The sequence below is a fragment of the Phaeobacter sp. SYSU ZJ3003 genome (genome assembly GCF_041300735.1).
GTDB lineage: Bacteria > Pseudomonadota > Alphaproteobacteria > Rhodobacterales > Rhodobacteraceae > Phycobacter > Phycobacter gallaeciensis_A.
Window position 1 is genome coordinate 78,840 of sequence record NZ_PXNU01000034.1, and the last position, 15,470, is coordinate 94,309.

At 61.7% G+C, this 15,470-nt stretch carries 16 protein-coding genes; 8 read left to right on the forward strand and 8 right to left on the reverse strand.

What is annotated here, in order from left to right; translation table 11 throughout:
- Positions 1-85: 85 nt before the first annotated feature.
- Positions 86-580, reverse strand: coding sequence for a VOC family protein (locus C6W91_RS13645; protein ID WP_274835717.1), 495 nt, complete (start codon positions 578-580; stop codon positions 86-88).
- 276 nt (positions 581-856) lie between these two features.
- Between C6W91_RS13645 and C6W91_RS13650 the strand changes: the two genes are divergently transcribed.
- From C6W91_RS13650 to C6W91_RS13665, 4 genes are all read left to right on the forward strand, one after another.
- The gene (locus tag C6W91_RS13650; protein WP_274838646.1) at positions 857-1,459 is read left to right on the forward strand and encodes a VOC family protein; all 603 of its coding nucleotides are present in this window, start codon (positions 857-859) and stop codon (positions 1,457-1,459) included.
- Between the two features lie 64 nt (positions 1,460-1,523).
- Positions 1,524-2,222, forward strand: coding sequence for a molecular chaperone DjiA (locus C6W91_RS13655; protein ID WP_274828372.1), 699 nt, complete (start codon positions 1,524-1,526; stop codon positions 2,220-2,222).
- Positions 2,203-3,198: an endonuclease/exonuclease/phosphatase family protein gene (locus tag C6W91_RS13660; protein WP_274838647.1), complete on the forward strand. Its 996-nt coding sequence runs from the start codon at positions 2,203-2,205 to the stop codon at positions 3,196-3,198. The genes C6W91_RS13655 and C6W91_RS13660 overlap by 20 nt, the downstream gene beginning before the upstream one ends.
- 31 nt (positions 3,199-3,229) lie before the next feature.
- Positions 3,230-3,607 (forward strand): hypothetical protein, encoded by a 378-nt coding sequence (locus C6W91_RS13665; protein ID WP_274835714.1) that lies wholly within the window; start codon positions 3,230-3,232, stop codon positions 3,605-3,607.
- 71 nt (positions 3,608-3,678) lie between these two features.
- On the opposite strand, the gene C6W91_RS13670 is transcribed toward C6W91_RS13665, so the two are convergent.
- From C6W91_RS13670 to C6W91_RS13685, 4 genes are all read right to left on the reverse strand, one after another.
- Positions 3,679-5,229 (reverse strand): Ppx/GppA family phosphatase, encoded by a 1,551-nt coding sequence (locus tag C6W91_RS13670; RefSeq protein WP_274835713.1) that lies wholly within the window; start codon positions 5,227-5,229, stop codon positions 3,679-3,681.
- 58 nt (positions 5,230-5,287) lie between these two features.
- A complete protein-coding gene (locus C6W91_RS13675; RefSeq protein WP_274838648.1) occupies positions 5,288-5,998 on the reverse strand; it encodes a DnaA ATPase domain-containing protein in 711 nt (236 codons plus the stop codon).
- 1 nt (position 5,999) lies between these two features.
- Complete coding sequence (locus C6W91_RS13680) at positions 6,000-7,070, reverse strand: AI-2E family transporter (RefSeq protein ID WP_274838649.1); 1,071 nt, start codon at positions 7,068-7,070, stop codon at positions 6,000-6,002.
- A gap of 136 nt (positions 7,071-7,206) precedes the next feature.
- Positions 7,207-8,571 (reverse strand): FAD-dependent oxidoreductase, encoded by a 1,365-nt coding sequence (locus C6W91_RS13685; RefSeq protein ID WP_274838650.1) that lies wholly within the window; start codon positions 8,569-8,571, stop codon positions 7,207-7,209.
- Positions 8,572-8,741: 170 nt separating this feature from the next.
- On the opposite strand from C6W91_RS13685, the gene proS reads away from it, so the two are divergent.
- Complete coding sequence (gene proS / locus C6W91_RS13690; protein ID WP_274838651.1) at positions 8,742-10,097, forward strand: proline--tRNA ligase; 1,356 nt, start codon at positions 8,742-8,744, stop codon at positions 10,095-10,097.
- 154 nt (positions 10,098-10,251) lie between these two features.
- Here the strand turns inward: proS and C6W91_RS13695 are convergent, their stop codons facing one another.
- On the reverse strand, positions 10,252-11,475 hold the full coding sequence (locus C6W91_RS13695) for a spondin domain-containing protein (RefSeq protein WP_274835709.1): 1,224 nt from the start codon (positions 11,473-11,475) through the stop codon (positions 10,252-10,254).
- Between the two features lie 446 nt (positions 11,476-11,921).
- Between C6W91_RS13695 and C6W91_RS13700 the strand changes: the two genes are divergently transcribed.
- The 3 genes from C6W91_RS13700 to C6W91_RS13710 all read left to right on the forward strand — a co-directional run bounded on the left by C6W91_RS13700 (position 11,922) and on the right by C6W91_RS13710 (position 14,449).
- Complete coding sequence (locus C6W91_RS13700) at positions 11,922-13,208, forward strand: lipoprotein-releasing ABC transporter permease subunit (protein WP_274835708.1); 1,287 nt, start codon at positions 11,922-11,924, stop codon at positions 13,206-13,208.
- Positions 13,201-13,911 (forward strand): ABC transporter ATP-binding protein, encoded by a 711-nt coding sequence (locus tag C6W91_RS13705; protein WP_065270735.1) that lies wholly within the window; start codon positions 13,201-13,203, stop codon positions 13,909-13,911. Before C6W91_RS13700 ends, C6W91_RS13705 begins: the two co-directional genes overlap by 8 nt.
- A gap of 124 nt (positions 13,912-14,035) precedes the next feature.
- Entirely contained in the window at positions 14,036-14,449 is a 414-nt protein-coding gene (locus C6W91_RS13710; protein WP_274838652.1) for a c-type cytochrome, read from the forward strand.
- Positions 14,450-14,464: 15 nt separating this feature from the next.
- Here C6W91_RS13710 and C6W91_RS13715 read toward each other — a convergent pair whose 3' ends face one another.
- On the reverse strand, positions 14,465-15,145 hold the full coding sequence (locus C6W91_RS13715) for a hypothetical protein (protein ID WP_274832522.1): 681 nt from the start codon (positions 15,143-15,145) through the stop codon (positions 14,465-14,467).
- 53 nt (positions 15,146-15,198) lie between these two features.
- The coding region (locus C6W91_RS13720) for a PaaI family thioesterase (RefSeq protein ID WP_370570935.1) at positions 15,199-15,470 on the reverse strand (272 nt) is incomplete at its 5' end.

The following is a 15,470-nucleotide window of genomic DNA, read 5'->3' on the forward strand; positions in this document are numbered from 1 at the left end:
CGGTCAGCGCGTTGGCCTGAAAAAGAGACACCCGGCGCCCCGTGGCGCCGGGTTTTCTGTTTCAGCCGCCTTCTCCTCGTCAGGATCAACGGTGCGTCCGGTTCTCCCATACGGAATAATCGCCCACGCCAAAATCCGCATCTGGCGCCTCATCCAGCATATGCAACATCTCGATGGAATGGCCGTCCGGGTCCTTGAAATAGACAGAGACAGCAGGCATCCAGCCTAGAACTACAGGCTCATCCGCCGGTGCGCCATTAAATCCAAGCGGTGTGATACCCTGGGTGGGCAGGCGCTCAAAGGACTGAAGTACTGCCTCTTTCGTGGCGCGAAAGGCAAAATGCAGCTGCATGCTCAGCGGCGCGCTGCCCGCGCCCCAAAGCCCCAGCATCCCGGTTTCTTTTGGTCCGGCCCAGAGAAACGCGACATTGCGCTCCGGCAGCCGCCGGGCCAGCGGCAACCCCAACTGGCCGCAATAAAACGCCAGCGACTGGTCCAGATCCCGCACCGGCAGGTGGGTTTCATAGATGCCAAGGATATGTTGAGCGGCCCATTGTTCCGGGGGTAGTTGGTCGTGCATGATCTTCTCCGGTTCCGGCGGGGCGCGGCCCCGCGGGTCTGTGCTTTATGTCATGATGCGCGTTTCTGCGCGGCGCGAGGCCGGGCAGGGCGCCAGATGATTCCAAGCCTAATTTCTGAAGTTGACTTTAGATCAAGCTGAAATCGGCCCCCCCAGTCAGACCCGCGATGTTGCTATGCGCCCTTCGGCTCAGGTGGCGGGTTTCCTTCCGCTGTGAATTTGCTAGGGTCCGCGCGAAAGACAACGACACAAATCAGTCGCAACAGGGGCTTAGCCATGGAACTGGATCACATTGCCGTCGCCGGTGAAACGCTTGCGGAGGCCACGGCCCATGTCGAAGCCGCGCTTGGCGTGCTGCTTCAGACAGGCGGGCAGCACCCGGTATTCGGCACGCACAACCGGCTTTTGGGGCTGGCGGACGGGCTTTATCTGGAGGCCATCGCCATTGATCCCGAGGCAACGCCGGAACGCAGTCCGCGCTGGTTCGATCTCGATAGTTTCTCCGGGATGCCGCGCCTGACCAACTGGATCTGCCGCGCAACCGGCCTGCCGGAGTTGCTGGAGCGGATGCCGGATGGGGCCGGGATCCCGGTGCCGCTGACCCGAGGCGATCTGGTCTGGGATATGGCAGTGCCCGCCGATGGCAAGCTGCCTTTTGACAATCTGTTTCCAGCGCTCATCGAATGGCACAGCGCCCATCCCGCGCCTCGGCTGGAGCAGCAGGGCTGCGCGTTGCGGCGCCTTGTGATCGCGCATCCCGATGCGGCCGATCTTGAAGCGCTTTTGCCGCTCAACGACGGTCGGTTGGTGTTTGAAACCGGACCTGCTGCCATGGAGGCAGAATTCGACACGCCGCACGGTATTCGTCTGCTGCGTTAAAAAATCACCTGTTTCCGGTGCCTGTGGTCCTGACAGGTCGCGCAAACCGCATTAGGCTTTTCTTATGTCTCTTTGGAGCCGCATATCCGATGCGCTGGGCGCGCTGGCCAAGGGTGAAAGCCTGGCGGATGTTTTTGACCGCCTGCGGGCGCCACCTGAACGCACCGTGGGTTTTGCCATCGCGGTGATCGCGCTGGGGGCCAAGATGGCCAAGGCGGACGGGCAGGTCACCCGGGACGAGGTGACCGCCTTTCGCGAGGTGTTCCAGATCGCCCGCGATGACGAGGCAGGCGCGGCCCGGGTCTTCAACATGGCGCGCACCGATGTGGCGGGCTATCAGGACTATGCGGCGCGTATCCAGCGCATGTTTGCCAATGATCCGGCGACCCTTTGCGATCTGATGGAAGGACTGTTTCACATCGCGCTGGCAGATGGGTTCTATCATCCCGGCGAGAATGAGTTTCTGGAAGAGGTCAGCCGCATCTTCGGTCAGACACCGCAACAGTTCACTGCCCTGCGCGCGCGGTTTGTGACCGATGCGCCAAAGGATCCCTATACAGTTCTGGGGGTGTCGGCGGATATGCCGATTGATGAAATCCGCAAGCATTGGCGCAAACTGGTGCGGGAAACCCATCCCGATGCAATGCTGGCTCGGGGCGTCCCCGAAGAGGCGGTGCGTCTGGCGGAAAAGCGGATGATCGACATCAACCGCGCCTGGGACGAGATCAACGGATGCGGGGCACATGCGGCTGGTCACCTATAATATCGAGTGGTTTTCACACCTCTTCGACAAGAATGACCAGCTTATTCTGGACAATAAACCCTCGGGGCGGCACGGGGTGGATCGCTACACCCAAGGGGTATCGCTGGCGCATGTTTTCCAGACGCTTGATGCCGACGCGGTGATGGTGATCGAGGCGCCCAATACCGGGCGGCGGCAGCGGACCGTGCGCGCTCTTGGCGCTTTTGCCGCCGAGGCGGGGCTGCGCGCCAATGAGGTGATCAGCGGCTTTGCCACCGATACCCACCAGGAAATCGCCCTGATGTACGACCCAGCGGTGCTGAGCGCCGAACACGATGCCCGGAGCAGCAAGGAAGCGCCGCGTTTCGATACCCGTTTCGAGCTGGACCTCGACACCGATTCCATCCCGGAACATGTGCGGTTTTCAAAGCCGCCGCTGGAGCTGAACGTCACGACAGCCGGGGGGAAGACCCTGCGGATGATCGGCGCGCATCTGAAATCCAAGGCGCCCTATGGGGTGAAGGGGCATGACGCCATCATCCAGCGCGCCATTGAGAACCGGCGCACGCAGTTGGCACAGGCGATCTGGCTGCACCGGCGCATTGCCGATCATATCGCGGCAGGGGATGATCTGATCCTGATGGGCGATCTGAACGATGGTCCGGGTCTGGATGAATACGAGCGCCTTTTCGGGCAGTCCTCGGTTGAGATTATCATGGGGCAGGATCTGACCGATCCCCATGCCGAAAGCCTGAAAAAGCCCCGGCCCGGCATCGTGCCCAGCACCGCGCGGTTTTATGATGAGGAAAAGAAACGGTTCTTCCGGGCGTGCCTTGACTATGTGATGATTTCACAAAGCCTGACGGCCTATAATCCTCGCTGGCGGATCTGGCACCCGTTCGAGGACGCTGATTGCTATGCCGATGAGGTCCTGCGCGAGGCGCTGCTCATGGCCTCGGATCATTTCCCTGTCAGCCTCGATATCGATCTGACTTAAAATCATCGCATAGGAAGCTTATATTGGACCCATGAAACGGTTTTTACATGTAAGTGCCGCCTGCCTGCTGTGCCTGTCCGCCCCTGTGGCGGCGCAGGAGAGCGAGGAGAATGGCAAGGGTTTGATGGAAAAGGGCGCCGAGCTGTTCTGGGAAGGGCTGCGCAAGGAAATGGCCCCCGCGCTGGAAGATCTGGAAGGGTTGGCCGCAGAAATCGGCCCCTCCATGCGGGAATTTCTGTCCGAGATGGGACCGGCGCTGGCAGCCATTGCGGCCGAGGTCGAGGATTGGAGCAGCTACGAGCTGCCGGAAATCCTGCCCAATGGCGATATCATCATCCGCAAGAAGCCAGAGGCGCCCTCTCCTGAAGAGAAGGACGAAGTCCCGGAGAACGGCGTTACCGATCTCTAACGGACGCAAGCCGTAGGGTGACGCGCGCCTTTGTTATCCGTTGATCCAATCGGTCTACGCAGCCGACCGGGTTAGCCAACAATTTTGACGGTCAGCTCTGCCTCCAGCGTGTCGCAGAGCGATTTCAGGCGGGCCTCGGCGACCTCACCATAAAGGGCCTCCGTCGCTTTCGGCAGTTCCAGCGTCAAGTGTTTCTTGCGCGGTTGCCACTTCAGCTTACCGATGTCGCCGTTTTCGCTGACCATCAGCATGGCACCAAACCGCATGGCCTTGCCCAGGATTTCCGCCTCTTTCTGCCCTTTTTCATCCAAGAGATCATAAAGGTATTCAAAGGCGGTGCCCTGGCGTTTGTTGCGGTAGCGATGCAGAAGCGCCAACCCCAGGAATACGCGTTCGGAATGTTTCAGCCCGCCGAGGTTGGCACGGGTGGCATTGTCGAAACAGACTTCAGCCCGATAGTCGGGGTGGGCGCGCCAGCTGACATCATGCAGCAGGCTGGCAGCCTTGATCAGGCGTTTCTTGGTGTGCGGCCCATTGCTGAACAGCGGGATGACAAAATCATAGAGCGTCTTGCCGAAGCCGGGAATGCGGGCGTCCTTGGCCTCGGCAAAACGGCTGGCTTCGACCAGCGGATCGCGTTCGCGCAGGCGTTGGGGCATCTGTTCGTAGAGCAGCCCTTCGCGGATGCCATAGCTTGAGACGGCGATATCCTTGGGCTTGAAGGTCTTGACCAGTCGGGACAGCACATCGATCGCATAGGGCACCAAGGACATCCGCGCGTTGGAGATGCCGGTTTCGGCGCGCAACTCCTCGATGTCGCGTTTCTCGATATATTTCAGGGTGGCGCGCACGTCCTTGGCGCTCATCCGGTATTCGTGCAGAACCTTCAGCGGATACCCGCGCCGGGCCATGTCGATGCGGGCGATGGCGCGCCAGCTGCCGCCGACCAGGAACAGACGGTCGGTCTGCTTGCCCATTTCCTCGCGCAGTTCCGCCATGACCTCGGCGATATGAGCCTTGCGCCCCCGGCGCCCGCCCTTGATGTCCCGCAGTTTCAGCGGGCCAAGAGAGGAGGTGACGCGTTTGCCGACCTCGCCGTCGTGGATTTCCGCCAGCTCCATCGAGGAGCCGCCGATATCGCAGACCAGGCCATAAGAGCCGGGCCAGCCCAACAACACGCCCTGTGCGGACAGGCGCGCTTCTTCCTGACCGTCGATCACCCAGATCTTTAGCCCGGTTTCGCGAAGCACATCGGCGCAGAACTCCGGGCCATCCTCGGCATCGCGCACGGCAGCTGTGGCGACCACCGACAGGGGTGGCAACCCCATCCCATCGGCAAGGTGTTGGAACCGGCGCAGCGCGGCCAGCGCGCGTTTGCGTCCCTCGGGGTTCAGGCGCCCGGTTTCCGAGAGGCCAGCCCCCAGGGCGCACATGATCTTCTCGTTGTAGAAATAGGCCGGGCTGCGGGCCGCGCCGTCAAAGACGACCAGACGCACGGAGTTCGACCCGACATCCACCACCCCGACCCGGGACAGCGCCCTTGAATCGGGATCATCGAACAGCGGGCGGCCAAAGGGCCCCCAGTCGGCGGTGGCGTCGGGGGTGGCAGGATCCTCGGTCACGGGTGTCGGCGCTCCGTCTTGGGTCTCGAATCTAGGATGGTTTAGGGTGGGGCCGGGGTCAACCGCCGGTCCCGGCAACCCGGGTTTCGCCCGCAACACTGCGGTCTTCGGACATCAGCCGCACCGCCAGGGGGCGCGACAGGTTGCGTTTTTCCGCCAGCGACAGGCGGTCCAGTTGTTCGACGATCCGGGCTGCCGCAGCAAACGAGCGATCCATATGGGCCACAAGATAGGGGATCACGTCGGGTTTCGGGGTGATCTGGCGGTCATTGAAGAGCTTCGCCAGAACCACAGCCAACAAGGCATCGTCCGGCGGCTGCAGCTCGGCATGGGTGGCGGCCTGAACACGGCTTTGCAGGTCCGGCAGGCTCAGCCCCCAAAGGTTGGGCGCCGCGCGCCCCGTCATCATCAGGGCAAACCCGTTTGCCAGCACCAAGTTATGCAGGTGAAACAGAGCCTCCTGGGCGGATTTGTCAGAGGCGATCTGCGGCACGTCCTCCAAGACCACGGGCGCGGTTGCCAGCTCGGGCACCATCGCCTCGGTCAGATCTGCCGCCGGCACGATCCGGGCGCCGGACTGGCTGGCCCAGACATGGGCCAAATGCGTCTTTCCCGATCCGGCAGGGCCGGTCAGAACCAGTTTGCCACTGGGCCATGAGAACCCCGGATCCAGCAGCGCCACAGCCATGGCATTCGACGGGGCGACAAAAAAGTCGTCCCGGCCCAAAGCCGTTTTGGCGGGCAGGTCAAAGCTGAGTTGTTGCGCCATATTACTTTTTCGAATCCCGGTGGCTCAGTCCCTGGTACAGACGGCTGTGCAGATACTGTCCCGTGAGGAAACGTGCAACTACGCCCAAGGCTGCCGCAACAGGCACGGCAACCAGCATGCCGACAAAGCCAAAAAGCGCGCCAAAGACCGACAGGGCCAGCAGCAGCCAGACCGGATGCAGGCCAACGGATCCGCCAACCAGTTTCGGAGTAAGGTAATTGCCCTCGATCACCTGACCCAGTGCAAAAATCCCGGCTACCAGCCCGATCGACCACCATTCGCCCCAGAACTGGAACAGGGCAAGTCCGATAGCCAGAGCGCCGCCCACCAGCGCCCCCAGATAGGGAATGAAGGTGACGAGCCCGGCGATGAAACCCACCGCCAGTCCGAAATTCAGACCAACCAGCATCAGGGCGACAGCGTAGTAAACGCCCAAAATCAGGCAGACCGTGCCCATGCCGCGGATGAAAGAGGCAAGCACATCGTCAATCTCACCGGCTAGCTTGCGGATCACCGGCGCATGGTCCAGCGGCAGCAGCGCGTCGATCCGTTCGATCATCCGGTCCCAGTCCAGCAGCAGATAGACCGAGACAACCGGAACGATCACGAAAAGCACCAGCAGGTTGACGACCGAGACGGCTGAGCCGACGAGGGATTCAAATAGCTCGATCCCCTTGCCCTGAAGGGTGCCTGCGATGGAGGCGATGGTTTGCTGCGCGCGGCTACCTTCGGTGAAGATCGACGGGAAGTGTTCCTGCGCAAAGTTGCGCAGATCGCGAAAGGCTTCGGGCAGAACCCGGATCAGATCGCTCAGCTGGTAGATCAGCGTCGGCACCACCACCAGCAGCAGCAGCATGAAGACCAGCATGGCGCCGATAGTAATCACCGCAGTTGCGGCGGTACGGCTGAGGCCTGCGGCCTCTAGTCGGTCGGCAATGGGATCAATCAGATAGGCAATCGCCGCGCCCAGCACAAAGGGCAGCAACACGTCTCCCAAAGCCCAGAGGACGATTGCGCAAACCACGGCAGCAACGCCCCAGTATTGAAACTGCTTCTTCGCCGGAAGTGCCATATGCCAAGCGCCTCTCTGAGATATGTTCGCCAATCACCCCAGTCATTGCCCATGCGGTTGCCTCATGCAACAGCCAAGCGGCAAGTGCCGCCAAATGAGTGCCGGGTGGGGCAGGGGCGTTTCTGCACGGTCTGCGTCAGTGGATGCGCACGCCCTGACGGGTCAGTTCACCTTGTACGGCGGCAATGTCCACCGCGTGCGGGCTGCAGGCGGATTTGACGGATAGTGCCGCGGCAACGCCCGCGCCCTGACCGGCCACCGCGCAACAGGCCATATTGCGGGTGGCGGCATGGGCGACCTTGTCGCCGCCGATGGCGCGGCCGGTCACCAGCAGGTTTTCCACCCCTTTGGGCAGCATGGCGCGATAGGGAATCTGCATATAGCGCCCGGTGGTGGGCAGGATCAGGATGCCATAGCCGTCGATGAACTCGGGATAGATGCCGATGGTATCCTCGAACCGGCCCTGGTTGCGGGCCTCATCCTCGGTCATGTTGTGATGGGCGTCGATCTTGCGGGTGTCGCGGATGCCGATGGTCATGCCAAAATTGCGCAGCCGCGCGCCTTCGCAGCCAGGCGTATATGCCTTCAGCGCATTGATCGCGTGCATGGCCTGCTTGCGTCCTTCAATCTCGAACCGGGTCATGCTGTCCGGGTCGGTGCCGTCGCAGCCTGCCAGATGCACCAGATTCATATAGGTCATCTCACCACTGTCATGAACAGCCCCCCAGGTGCCGCCGATAGTATTGAGATGCGCAGGGATCAGCCCGTCGCGCAGCGCCTGCGCAAAGGGCTTGGCGAGGAAGGGAGAGAACATCTCATCCTCCTTGCCGGAAGTCTCCACCTCCCACTCCCCGGTGGACCAGTCCCTGTAGGTCTGCGGGTCTGCCTTGACCCCTTCCATGAACTTCTGCTTGTCGACGCCTGCGATGTGGAACATCACGCTGGCGGCCTGCATTTCCTCCACCGGTGTCTTGATTGTGGGGGCGCCCATCAGCTGCGCGATATCGGCGTCTCCTGTCGCATCGATCACCCGCTGAGCTAGGATCGCCTCGCGCCCTGCCTTTGATTCGACGATCACGCCGGTGATCCGGTTGCCTTCGCGGATCGGGGCCACGAACATGCGGTGCAGCATCGGGTGAATGCCTGCTTCCTCGACCAGCCGATCTGCGACCAGTTTGAAGCCTTCGGCGTCCAACTCGTAAGACAGGGACTGGCTTTCGGGCACAGCGGCATCCATCGCCTTGGCGCGTTCTTCGAATTCCCAGCCGATGCCACCGGCCTCAACCGTCTGCTCGTGCCGGTACCAGGCAAAACCTTCGACGCCGACAGCGGTGATATTGCCGCCAAAGCAGCCGAACCGGTCCAGCAGGGTCACATCGACCCCGCAGCGCGCTGCTGCCAGCGCCGCCGCCAGTCCGCCGGGGCCAGAGCCTACGACAAGCACATCGGTGCGATGTACGACGGGGATTTCCCGGGCGGGTTCGGTAATGGTGTCGCGCATCTGGGCCTCCGCAAAAAATTTGAACCAGCATTTACAAAATTGACCCGTGCTTCAAGCGCTTTCCGGGCGATTATCCGGTTTGTCCGCTGCCGCCACTCCAAAGCCCGATTGCCTGAGGCGCGGCGATGGCTTAGACCGCTTGAAAACCCCTTTGAACGAATGAGAGCGACATGCGCCTGTCCCGTTACTTCCTGCCTGTTCTGAAAGAGACGCCTTCAGAGGCCCAGATCGTCAGCCACCGCTACATGCTGCGGGCCGGCATGATCAAACAGTCCGCCGCCGGGATCTATTCCTGGCTGCCGCTGGGCTTCAAGGTTCTGAAGAAAATCGAAGGCATCGTCCATGAGGAACAGATGCGCGCGGGCCATATCCCGGTGCTGATGCCCACCATGCAATCGGCAGACCTGTGGCGCGAAAGCGGTCGCTATGATGCCTATGGCGAAGAAATGCTGCGCATCACCGACCGGCACGAGCGCGATCTGTTGTTCACACCCACCGCCGAAGAGCTGATCACCGATATCTTCCGCAGCCATGTCAGCAGCTACAAGGATCTGCCGCTGACCATGTACCAGATCCAGTGGAAGTTCCGCGACGAGATCCGCCCGCGTTTCGGCGTGATGCGGGGACGCGAATTCTACATGAAGGACGGCTATAACTTCGATCTGACCAAGGAAGACGCGCTGCACGCCTATAACCGTCATCTGGTCAGCTACCTACGCACCTATGAGCGCATGGGGTTGCAGGCGATCCCGATGCGCGCGGACTCTGGCCCCATTGGCGGCGATGATACGCATGAGTTCCTGGTGCTGGCCGACACAGGCGAGAGCGAAGTCTTCTACGACAGCGCGGTGACCGATATCCGCCTTGGTCAGCGCAATATCGACTATGATGATCACGACCAGTGCCGCGCCGTGATGGAAGAATTCACCGCGCTTTATGCCCGGACCGACGAAACCCACGACGCGGCGCTGTTCGACCAGATCCCGGCCGAGCGTCAGCGCAGTGCTCGTGGTATCGAGGTCGGTCAGATCTTCTACTTCGGCACCAAATATTCCGAACCGATGGGGGCCACGGTGCAAGGCCCCGATGGCAAATCCATCCCCGTACACATGGGCAGCCATGGTATCGGTGTTTCCCGTCTGGTTGGCGCGATCATCGAAGCAAGCCACGACGACAAGGGTATCATCTGGCCCGAAGGCGTGACCCCGTTCCACTGCGGTATCGTCAACCTGAAGCAAGGCGATGACGAGGCCGACGGGGCCTGTGACAAGATCTATGCCGCGCTGACTGCGGTTGGTCTTGACCCGCTGTATGATGACCGCAAGGAACGCGCGGGCGGCAAATTCGCCACCATGGATCTGATCGGTCTACCCTGGCGTATTACGGTCGGTCCGCGCGGGCTGAAGAACGGCGTGGTGGAACTCACCTCGCGCCGGACTGGCGAAAGCGTGGAACTGCCGCCGGAAGACGCCGTGAAAAAGATCGTCGAGATCTACGCCGAGCACGCCTCGGGCCGCGGCTTCTGAGCGGCGGCGCGCAGAGGGTTGAGGCACTAGGCTGAAACCTCCAAACGCGAGACTGAAATGGAAAAGGGGGGCAGTGATGCCCCCCTTTTTGTATCTATCGCCATTCCTACAGGACGTTGCGCAGCAAACCGAAAAGCTTGCTGCGCACGCGTGCTTAGAGGAAGTCGAAGTTTGCTGCGCTCAGCTCATCAAAGGTCACACCCTTGATTACCAGCGCATCGCCTTCTCCGAAGTCGAGGATGGTGCGGTTGCCGTGGTCGGTGGCCAGACCGCTCAGATCGTCAAAGCTTTCGACGCCTTCGATGTGCAGCGCGATCGTGTCTTCGTCCGCATCGAAGCCAATGATGCGGTCACGGTCGTAGCCGGTTTGGAACACAAAGAGGTCCGCATCGTGGCCGCCATTCATGCGGTCACGGCCAGCGCCACCGTCCAGCACGTCGCTGCCCTTGTTGCCTTTCAGGATGTCGCGACCTGCGCCACCGTCCAGAGTGTCGCTACCGCTACCGCCTTTCAAGATGTCGCGACCTTCGCCGCCGGTCAGCATGTCGTTGCCACGGTTGCCGATCAGGATATCGTTGCCCTCGCCGCCGTCCAGCTCGTCCCAGCCGCCACGGCCGATCAGAACGTCGCGGCCACCGGCGCCGTTGACCAGATCATCCACAGAAGAGCCGCGGATGAAATCGAAGCCGTTGGAGCCTTCGGTCACAGCGTATTCGTTGATGTGGATTTCAGCGATCTGAGCACCCTCACGGGTGAAATCTGCCGCAACCGCATCGATGTGCTCACCAAGCGCGTTGGTGCCGCCCAGGATGTTGCCTTCGCCTTCGGGCAGGAAACCTTCATGCGCGCCGACGACGCCACCTTCGGTGGTGCCGGTGTTCGCCACCATCTGGCCCAGGAGCGGCACTTCTTCGGCGATCTCGGAGTTAACTTCGGTGCCCGCATCCAGCACGTCGCTGCCTGCGAAGGTGATGTTTTGCGCGCCCATAAAGTGGCCGTTTTCGTCGAACAGTTGCAGCGAATCTGCGGTGCCGACAAAGGCGTCGTTCGAGGGGATGACCATTGCGGCCAGCGACAGGTGACCGTTGGAGGAACCGTCGACGGAGAATTCTGCGGTTGCGGTTTCGCCCGGTGCCAGAATCGGCGGGGTGCCTGCACCCAGCACTGCGCCGGTTACGGCATCCGCGTCTGCGGCCACAACCGCTTCGTTTGCCGGAGCGAAGTTACCGTCTTCGGCCAGGGCTTCCAGAGCAGCCGATGCAGCTTCGCCGGTGTTGTAGAGGTCAAAGCTGCCGTCGTGGGCGGCGAACCAGAAAGGGGTCGTGTAGGTGCCGCCGTGGGCAGAGGTGTTGGTTGCGACGATGCGAAGATCGGTCATTGAGTTATCCTCAGTTTGAATTGAAGTTTGCGCACTTTCTGGGGGAATTGTGGAGATGCCAAGGGGGGGCTCCCTCACAGTCTCTGACGTCGCTGTGATCCTGGGGGCAAAGTCACGAAATGGTTACTTTGTGGGTATTTAAAATACTGAAAATAAACGAAAAAGTAACGTTTCGGGCGAAATTTTGGCGCCGATGTATTCGGACATATTTGAATATATACAATCAGATGAATCGCCAACTTTTACAATCTTAAGTAGAATTACGTAAGCGGGGAGCGAGCGTCTCTTGGTGGCTTCCCGAGTGAGAGCAGGGGACCCGCCGCCGCGCGGAACCGTCGCGAGATGGCCAGCCATGAAACCAAAACCGCCTTGGCAATACAGCCTTGCCTTGACCCTGCACGCCGGACAGCACAGGTTGTCCGCAAATCTCCCAGGCAGGACCACACATGGCCACGACACCTCCGCCGTTTTCACGTTTTGAATGGATGATCGCCTGGCGCTACCTGCGTGCGCGCAGGGCCGAGGGCGGCGTCAGCGTGATGACCTGGATCAGCCTGATCGGGATCACTCTGGCGGTATTTGCGCTGATCGCCACGTTGGCGGTGCGCTCGGGCTTCCGGTCTGAGTTTGTCGGCACCATCCTGGGCGCCAACGCGCATGTGACGCTCTATTCTCATGGGCAGGTCACGGCAGAGGGCAATATCGACCGGACCTTGGAAGACTACGCCGAGATGGCCGCAGCAGCGTCGCAGGTGCCCGGTGTGATCCGCGCCGCGCCGCTGATCAAAGGGCAGGTGATGGCCAACCTGCGCCAGCGCAATGCTGGGGTCGAGGTCTTTGGTATCGCTGCCGCGGACCTGAAGGCCATTCCTGGCGTCGCCCAAAGCGACGAAAGCCTTGGCGATCTGGAGCGGTTTGGCGAAGGCGTGGCCATCGGGTCCGGTGTGGCGCGCGAGTTGGGGGTCAGTGTCGGCGACCGGATCAAGCTGATCTCTCCCAATGGGGTCAAAACCCCATTTGGCACCAGCCCGCGTATCAACGCCTATGAGGTGGTCTATATCTTCACGGCAGGGCGCTATGACATCGACCGCACCCGTCTTTATATGCCCTTTGACGCGGCGCAGGCCTTCTTCAACCGGGAAGGCGTTGCTGACGAGATCGAGGTAATGGTGGCTGACCCGGAAAAGGTCGATCTATTGGTGCTGCCGCTGCTGCGCGCGGCGGGACAGGGGATCGGGGCCTGGACCTGGCGCGATGCCTCGGGTGGTTTCCTGCGCGCGCTGGAGGTCGAGGACAACGTGATGTTCATAATCCTTTCCATTCTGGTGCTGATCGCCACGATGAACATCGTTTCGGGGCTGATCATGCTGGTCAAGAATAAGGGCCGCGATATCGGTATCCTGCGCACCATCGGCCTGAGCGAAGGATCGGTGATGCGGGTGTTCTTCATCTGTGGTGCCTTTACCGGTGTGATTGGTACACTTTGCGGTGTGGTCTTGGGCTGCCTCTTCGCGATCTATATTGATCCGATCTTCTCCTTCGTGAACTACGCGATGGGCGGCGGGGTCTGGGATCCGTCGATCCGGGGCATCTATGCGCTTCCGGCAGAGCTGAACCTGCCCGATGTGCTCTCGGCCGTTGCCCTGTCGCTTGGTCTGTCCTTCGTGGTGACGATCTTTCCGGCCCGGCGGGCGGCCCGGCTGAACCCGGTGGAGGCCCTGCGCTATGAATGATCAGGTATCGCAGGCAGGCGCACTGGCGCTGGAGCTGAAAGGCATCAGCAAGTCCTATAACCGGGGCAGCGCGGCGCAGGTGGATGTGCTGCGGGGCGTCGATCTGGCCCTGAAACCGGGCGAGGTCGTGGCCCTTGTCGCGCCGTCTGGCGCAGGCAAGTCGACCCTTCTGCATATCGCCGGTCTGCTGGATACCCCGGACGAGGGCAGCCTGTGTATCGGTGGGCAGGATGTCACCGGGCTGGGCGAGCGGGCGCGCACCGGTCTGCGGCGTAGCGATGTAGGCTTTATCTACCAGTTCCACCACCTGTTGCCCGAGTTCACCGCCGCCGAAAACATCGTCCTGCCGCAACTGGCCAATGGCGCCAGTCAGAAGGCGGCTCGGGCGCGTGCGGCAGAGCTGCTGGATCTTGTCGGCCTTTCGGCCCGCGCCGGGCACCGTCCGGCAGCAATGTCCGGGGGCGAGCAGCAGCGGGTTGCCTTTTGCCGGGCTCTGGCCAACCAGCCGCGTGTGCTGCTGGCGGACGAGCCGACCGGAAATCTGGATCCGGGGACGTCGGATCAGGTTTTTGGCGTCTTGATGGATCTGGTGCGCAGTTCTGGCCTGTCGGCGCTGATCGCGACCCATAACCTTGACCTTGCCGCGCGGATGGACCGGGTTTTGCATCTGGAGGACGGGGCGGTGGCGGCCGCGCCGCAATAGGCCCGCGCGCACGCGGCCCCGGTTTCTGGGCGCATCTCTGCCGCCGCCGGTTTACGCAGCAAAACCTGCCGGTTACAGTGCCCCTGACTGAGACGGTTGCGGCCAGAACGACAGGAACGATGCCATGAAGACCAAAACGATCCTTTGCATGCTGCCGCTTGTGGCCGGGCTTGCCGTGGCCTGCACCGAAATCGTCAACAGCATGCCCACCGCGCAGGAAGGACAGATCCTGTTCAATCAGAACTGCGCGCTGTGCCATGGCGAAAATGGTGATCTCGCCCAGCGTGAGACCACGCTTGATGCGCCCGACCTGCGCAAGATCAACGCGCGCCATGACGGTGCGTTCCCGCGCGCTGCAGTGCTGTCGCAGATTGATGGTTACGGACGCGGCAAGGTCAGCGCCGAATACATGCCGGAATTCGGCTCCCTGCTGGAAGGCGAGCTGATTCCGGTTGAGGTCGAAGGCACCCTGACGCCGACACCGCGCCCGCTGGCCGCGCTGATGACCTACCTCGAAAGCATCCAGGCCGAAGGCTGAGCCGTAGCATATGCCTCAGCTGCAGATGCCGCGCAGATCGGCGCCTTTCCAGGGCAGGTAGACGTCGCTCTGGCGGCTTTGCGGCAGGTCCGAAACCGGCATCACATCCTTCAGCATGGCATGCAGACGCTGGGTGCGGGCGCCCTGCGGCGCCAGCGCGCGGCAGCAGACGTATTCTTCAACGATGGCGCCTTGCTGTTCATAGCCATAGCTCAGGAAATCGGGGCTCTGGTCCAGCTCGAACAGATAGGGATCGGGGTTGCCGCGATGCTCGGCTGCGGCCCGCAGTGGGGTATATCCGGTGCGGGCCCGGTTCTGCCATTGCCAGACATGGGTCACCTCATGGGCCAGCAGCATCGCCTCCACCAGATACAGGCGCTCGGGGTAGGCGGGCAGGTAATTCTCGGTGTACCAGTCGCGGATATAATAGATCCGGTTGAACAGCGTCACCGCTGCGGGGGAGGATGTGACGATCTCGTCCTTCACTGGCGGCAGGATACGTTCGCGGCAGGCCACGCGCGGGCGCGGTTTGCGGCGGAAGGTGGTCGCGGCCACTGGCGCGCCATCCATGATGCGCACCTTTTCCGGCTTCAGGTCGCTGCCGTGAATGTCCGACAGAAAGGCACGCTCCTGCTGCGTCAGCTCGCGCCCGCAGGATGCGAGGATCAGGGCAATCAGGAAAAGACGCAGGATCATGAGGTCACGCTAGCGCAGCAAGGAAGGGCGGTATAGCCGTTTTGCGCCTCACCTCAGGCGGCAAAGAAGCTGGCGGTGGCGGTGGCGACCAGTTTGCCGCTGTCCTCTTCGCTCATCTCTGCGCGGGCAAAGACCAGCGCCTTGCCGGCCCGCACCACCTGCGCCCGGCAGAGGATCGCGCTGCCCACCCCGGGGCGCAGGAATTGCGTGTGCAGATCGGTGGTTGCCAGCGGGCGCACGCCGCCTTGATGGGCAAAGTGCGGGTTTCGGTAAATCCCGGACAAGCATTTCAGTAATTCCCGGACACGCGTTTCGGTAAATCCCG

What these genes read in the sequence shown, in the direction of transcription:
- C6W91_RS13675 (WP_274838648.1), bottom strand. Translation starts at nt 5,998, where the DNA reads ATGGCGCAACAACTCAGCTTTGACCTGCCCGCCAAAACGGCTTTGGGC.
- C6W91_RS13710 (WP_274838652.1), top strand. Translation starts at nt 14,036, where the DNA reads ATGAAGACCAAAACGATCCTTTGCATGCTGCCGCTTGTGGCCGGGCTT.
- proS (WP_274838651.1), top strand. Translation starts at nt 8,742, where the DNA reads ATGCGCCTGTCCCGTTACTTCCTGCCTGTTCTGAAAGAGACGCCTTCA.
- C6W91_RS13680 (WP_274838649.1), bottom strand. Translation starts at nt 7,070, where the DNA reads ATGGCACTTCCGGCGAAGAAGCAGTTTCAATACTGGGGCGTTGCTGCC.
- C6W91_RS13700 (WP_274835708.1), top strand. Translation starts at nt 11,922, where the DNA reads ATGGCCACGACACCTCCGCCGTTTTCACGTTTTGAATGGATGATCGCC.
- C6W91_RS13655 (WP_274828372.1), top strand. Translation starts at nt 1,524, where the DNA reads ATGTCTCTTTGGAGCCGCATATCCGATGCGCTGGGCGCGCTGGCCAAG.
- C6W91_RS13665 (WP_274835714.1), top strand. Translation starts at nt 3,230, where the DNA reads ATGAAACGGTTTTTACATGTAAGTGCCGCCTGCCTGCTGTGCCTGTCC.
- C6W91_RS13695 (WP_274835709.1), bottom strand. Translation starts at nt 11,475, where the DNA reads ATGACCGATCTTCGCATCGTCGCAACCAACACCTCTGCCCACGGCGGC.
- C6W91_RS13650 (WP_274838646.1), top strand. Translation starts at nt 857, where the DNA reads ATGGAACTGGATCACATTGCCGTCGCCGGTGAAACGCTTGCGGAGGCC.
- C6W91_RS13705 (WP_065270735.1), top strand. Translation starts at nt 13,201, where the DNA reads ATGAATGATCAGGTATCGCAGGCAGGCGCACTGGCGCTGGAGCTGAAA.
- C6W91_RS13645 (WP_274835717.1), bottom strand. Translation starts at nt 580, where the DNA reads ATGCACGACCAACTACCCCCGGAACAATGGGCCGCTCAACATATCCTT.
- C6W91_RS13660 (WP_274838647.1), top strand. Translation starts at nt 2,203, where the DNA reads ATGCGGCTGGTCACCTATAATATCGAGTGGTTTTCACACCTCTTCGAC.
- C6W91_RS13685 (WP_274838650.1), bottom strand. Translation starts at nt 8,571, where the DNA reads ATGCGCGACACCATTACCGAACCCGCCCGGGAAATCCCCGTCGTACAT.
- C6W91_RS13715 (WP_274832522.1), bottom strand. Translation starts at nt 15,145, where the DNA reads ATGATCCTGCGTCTTTTCCTGATTGCCCTGATCCTCGCATCCTGCGGG.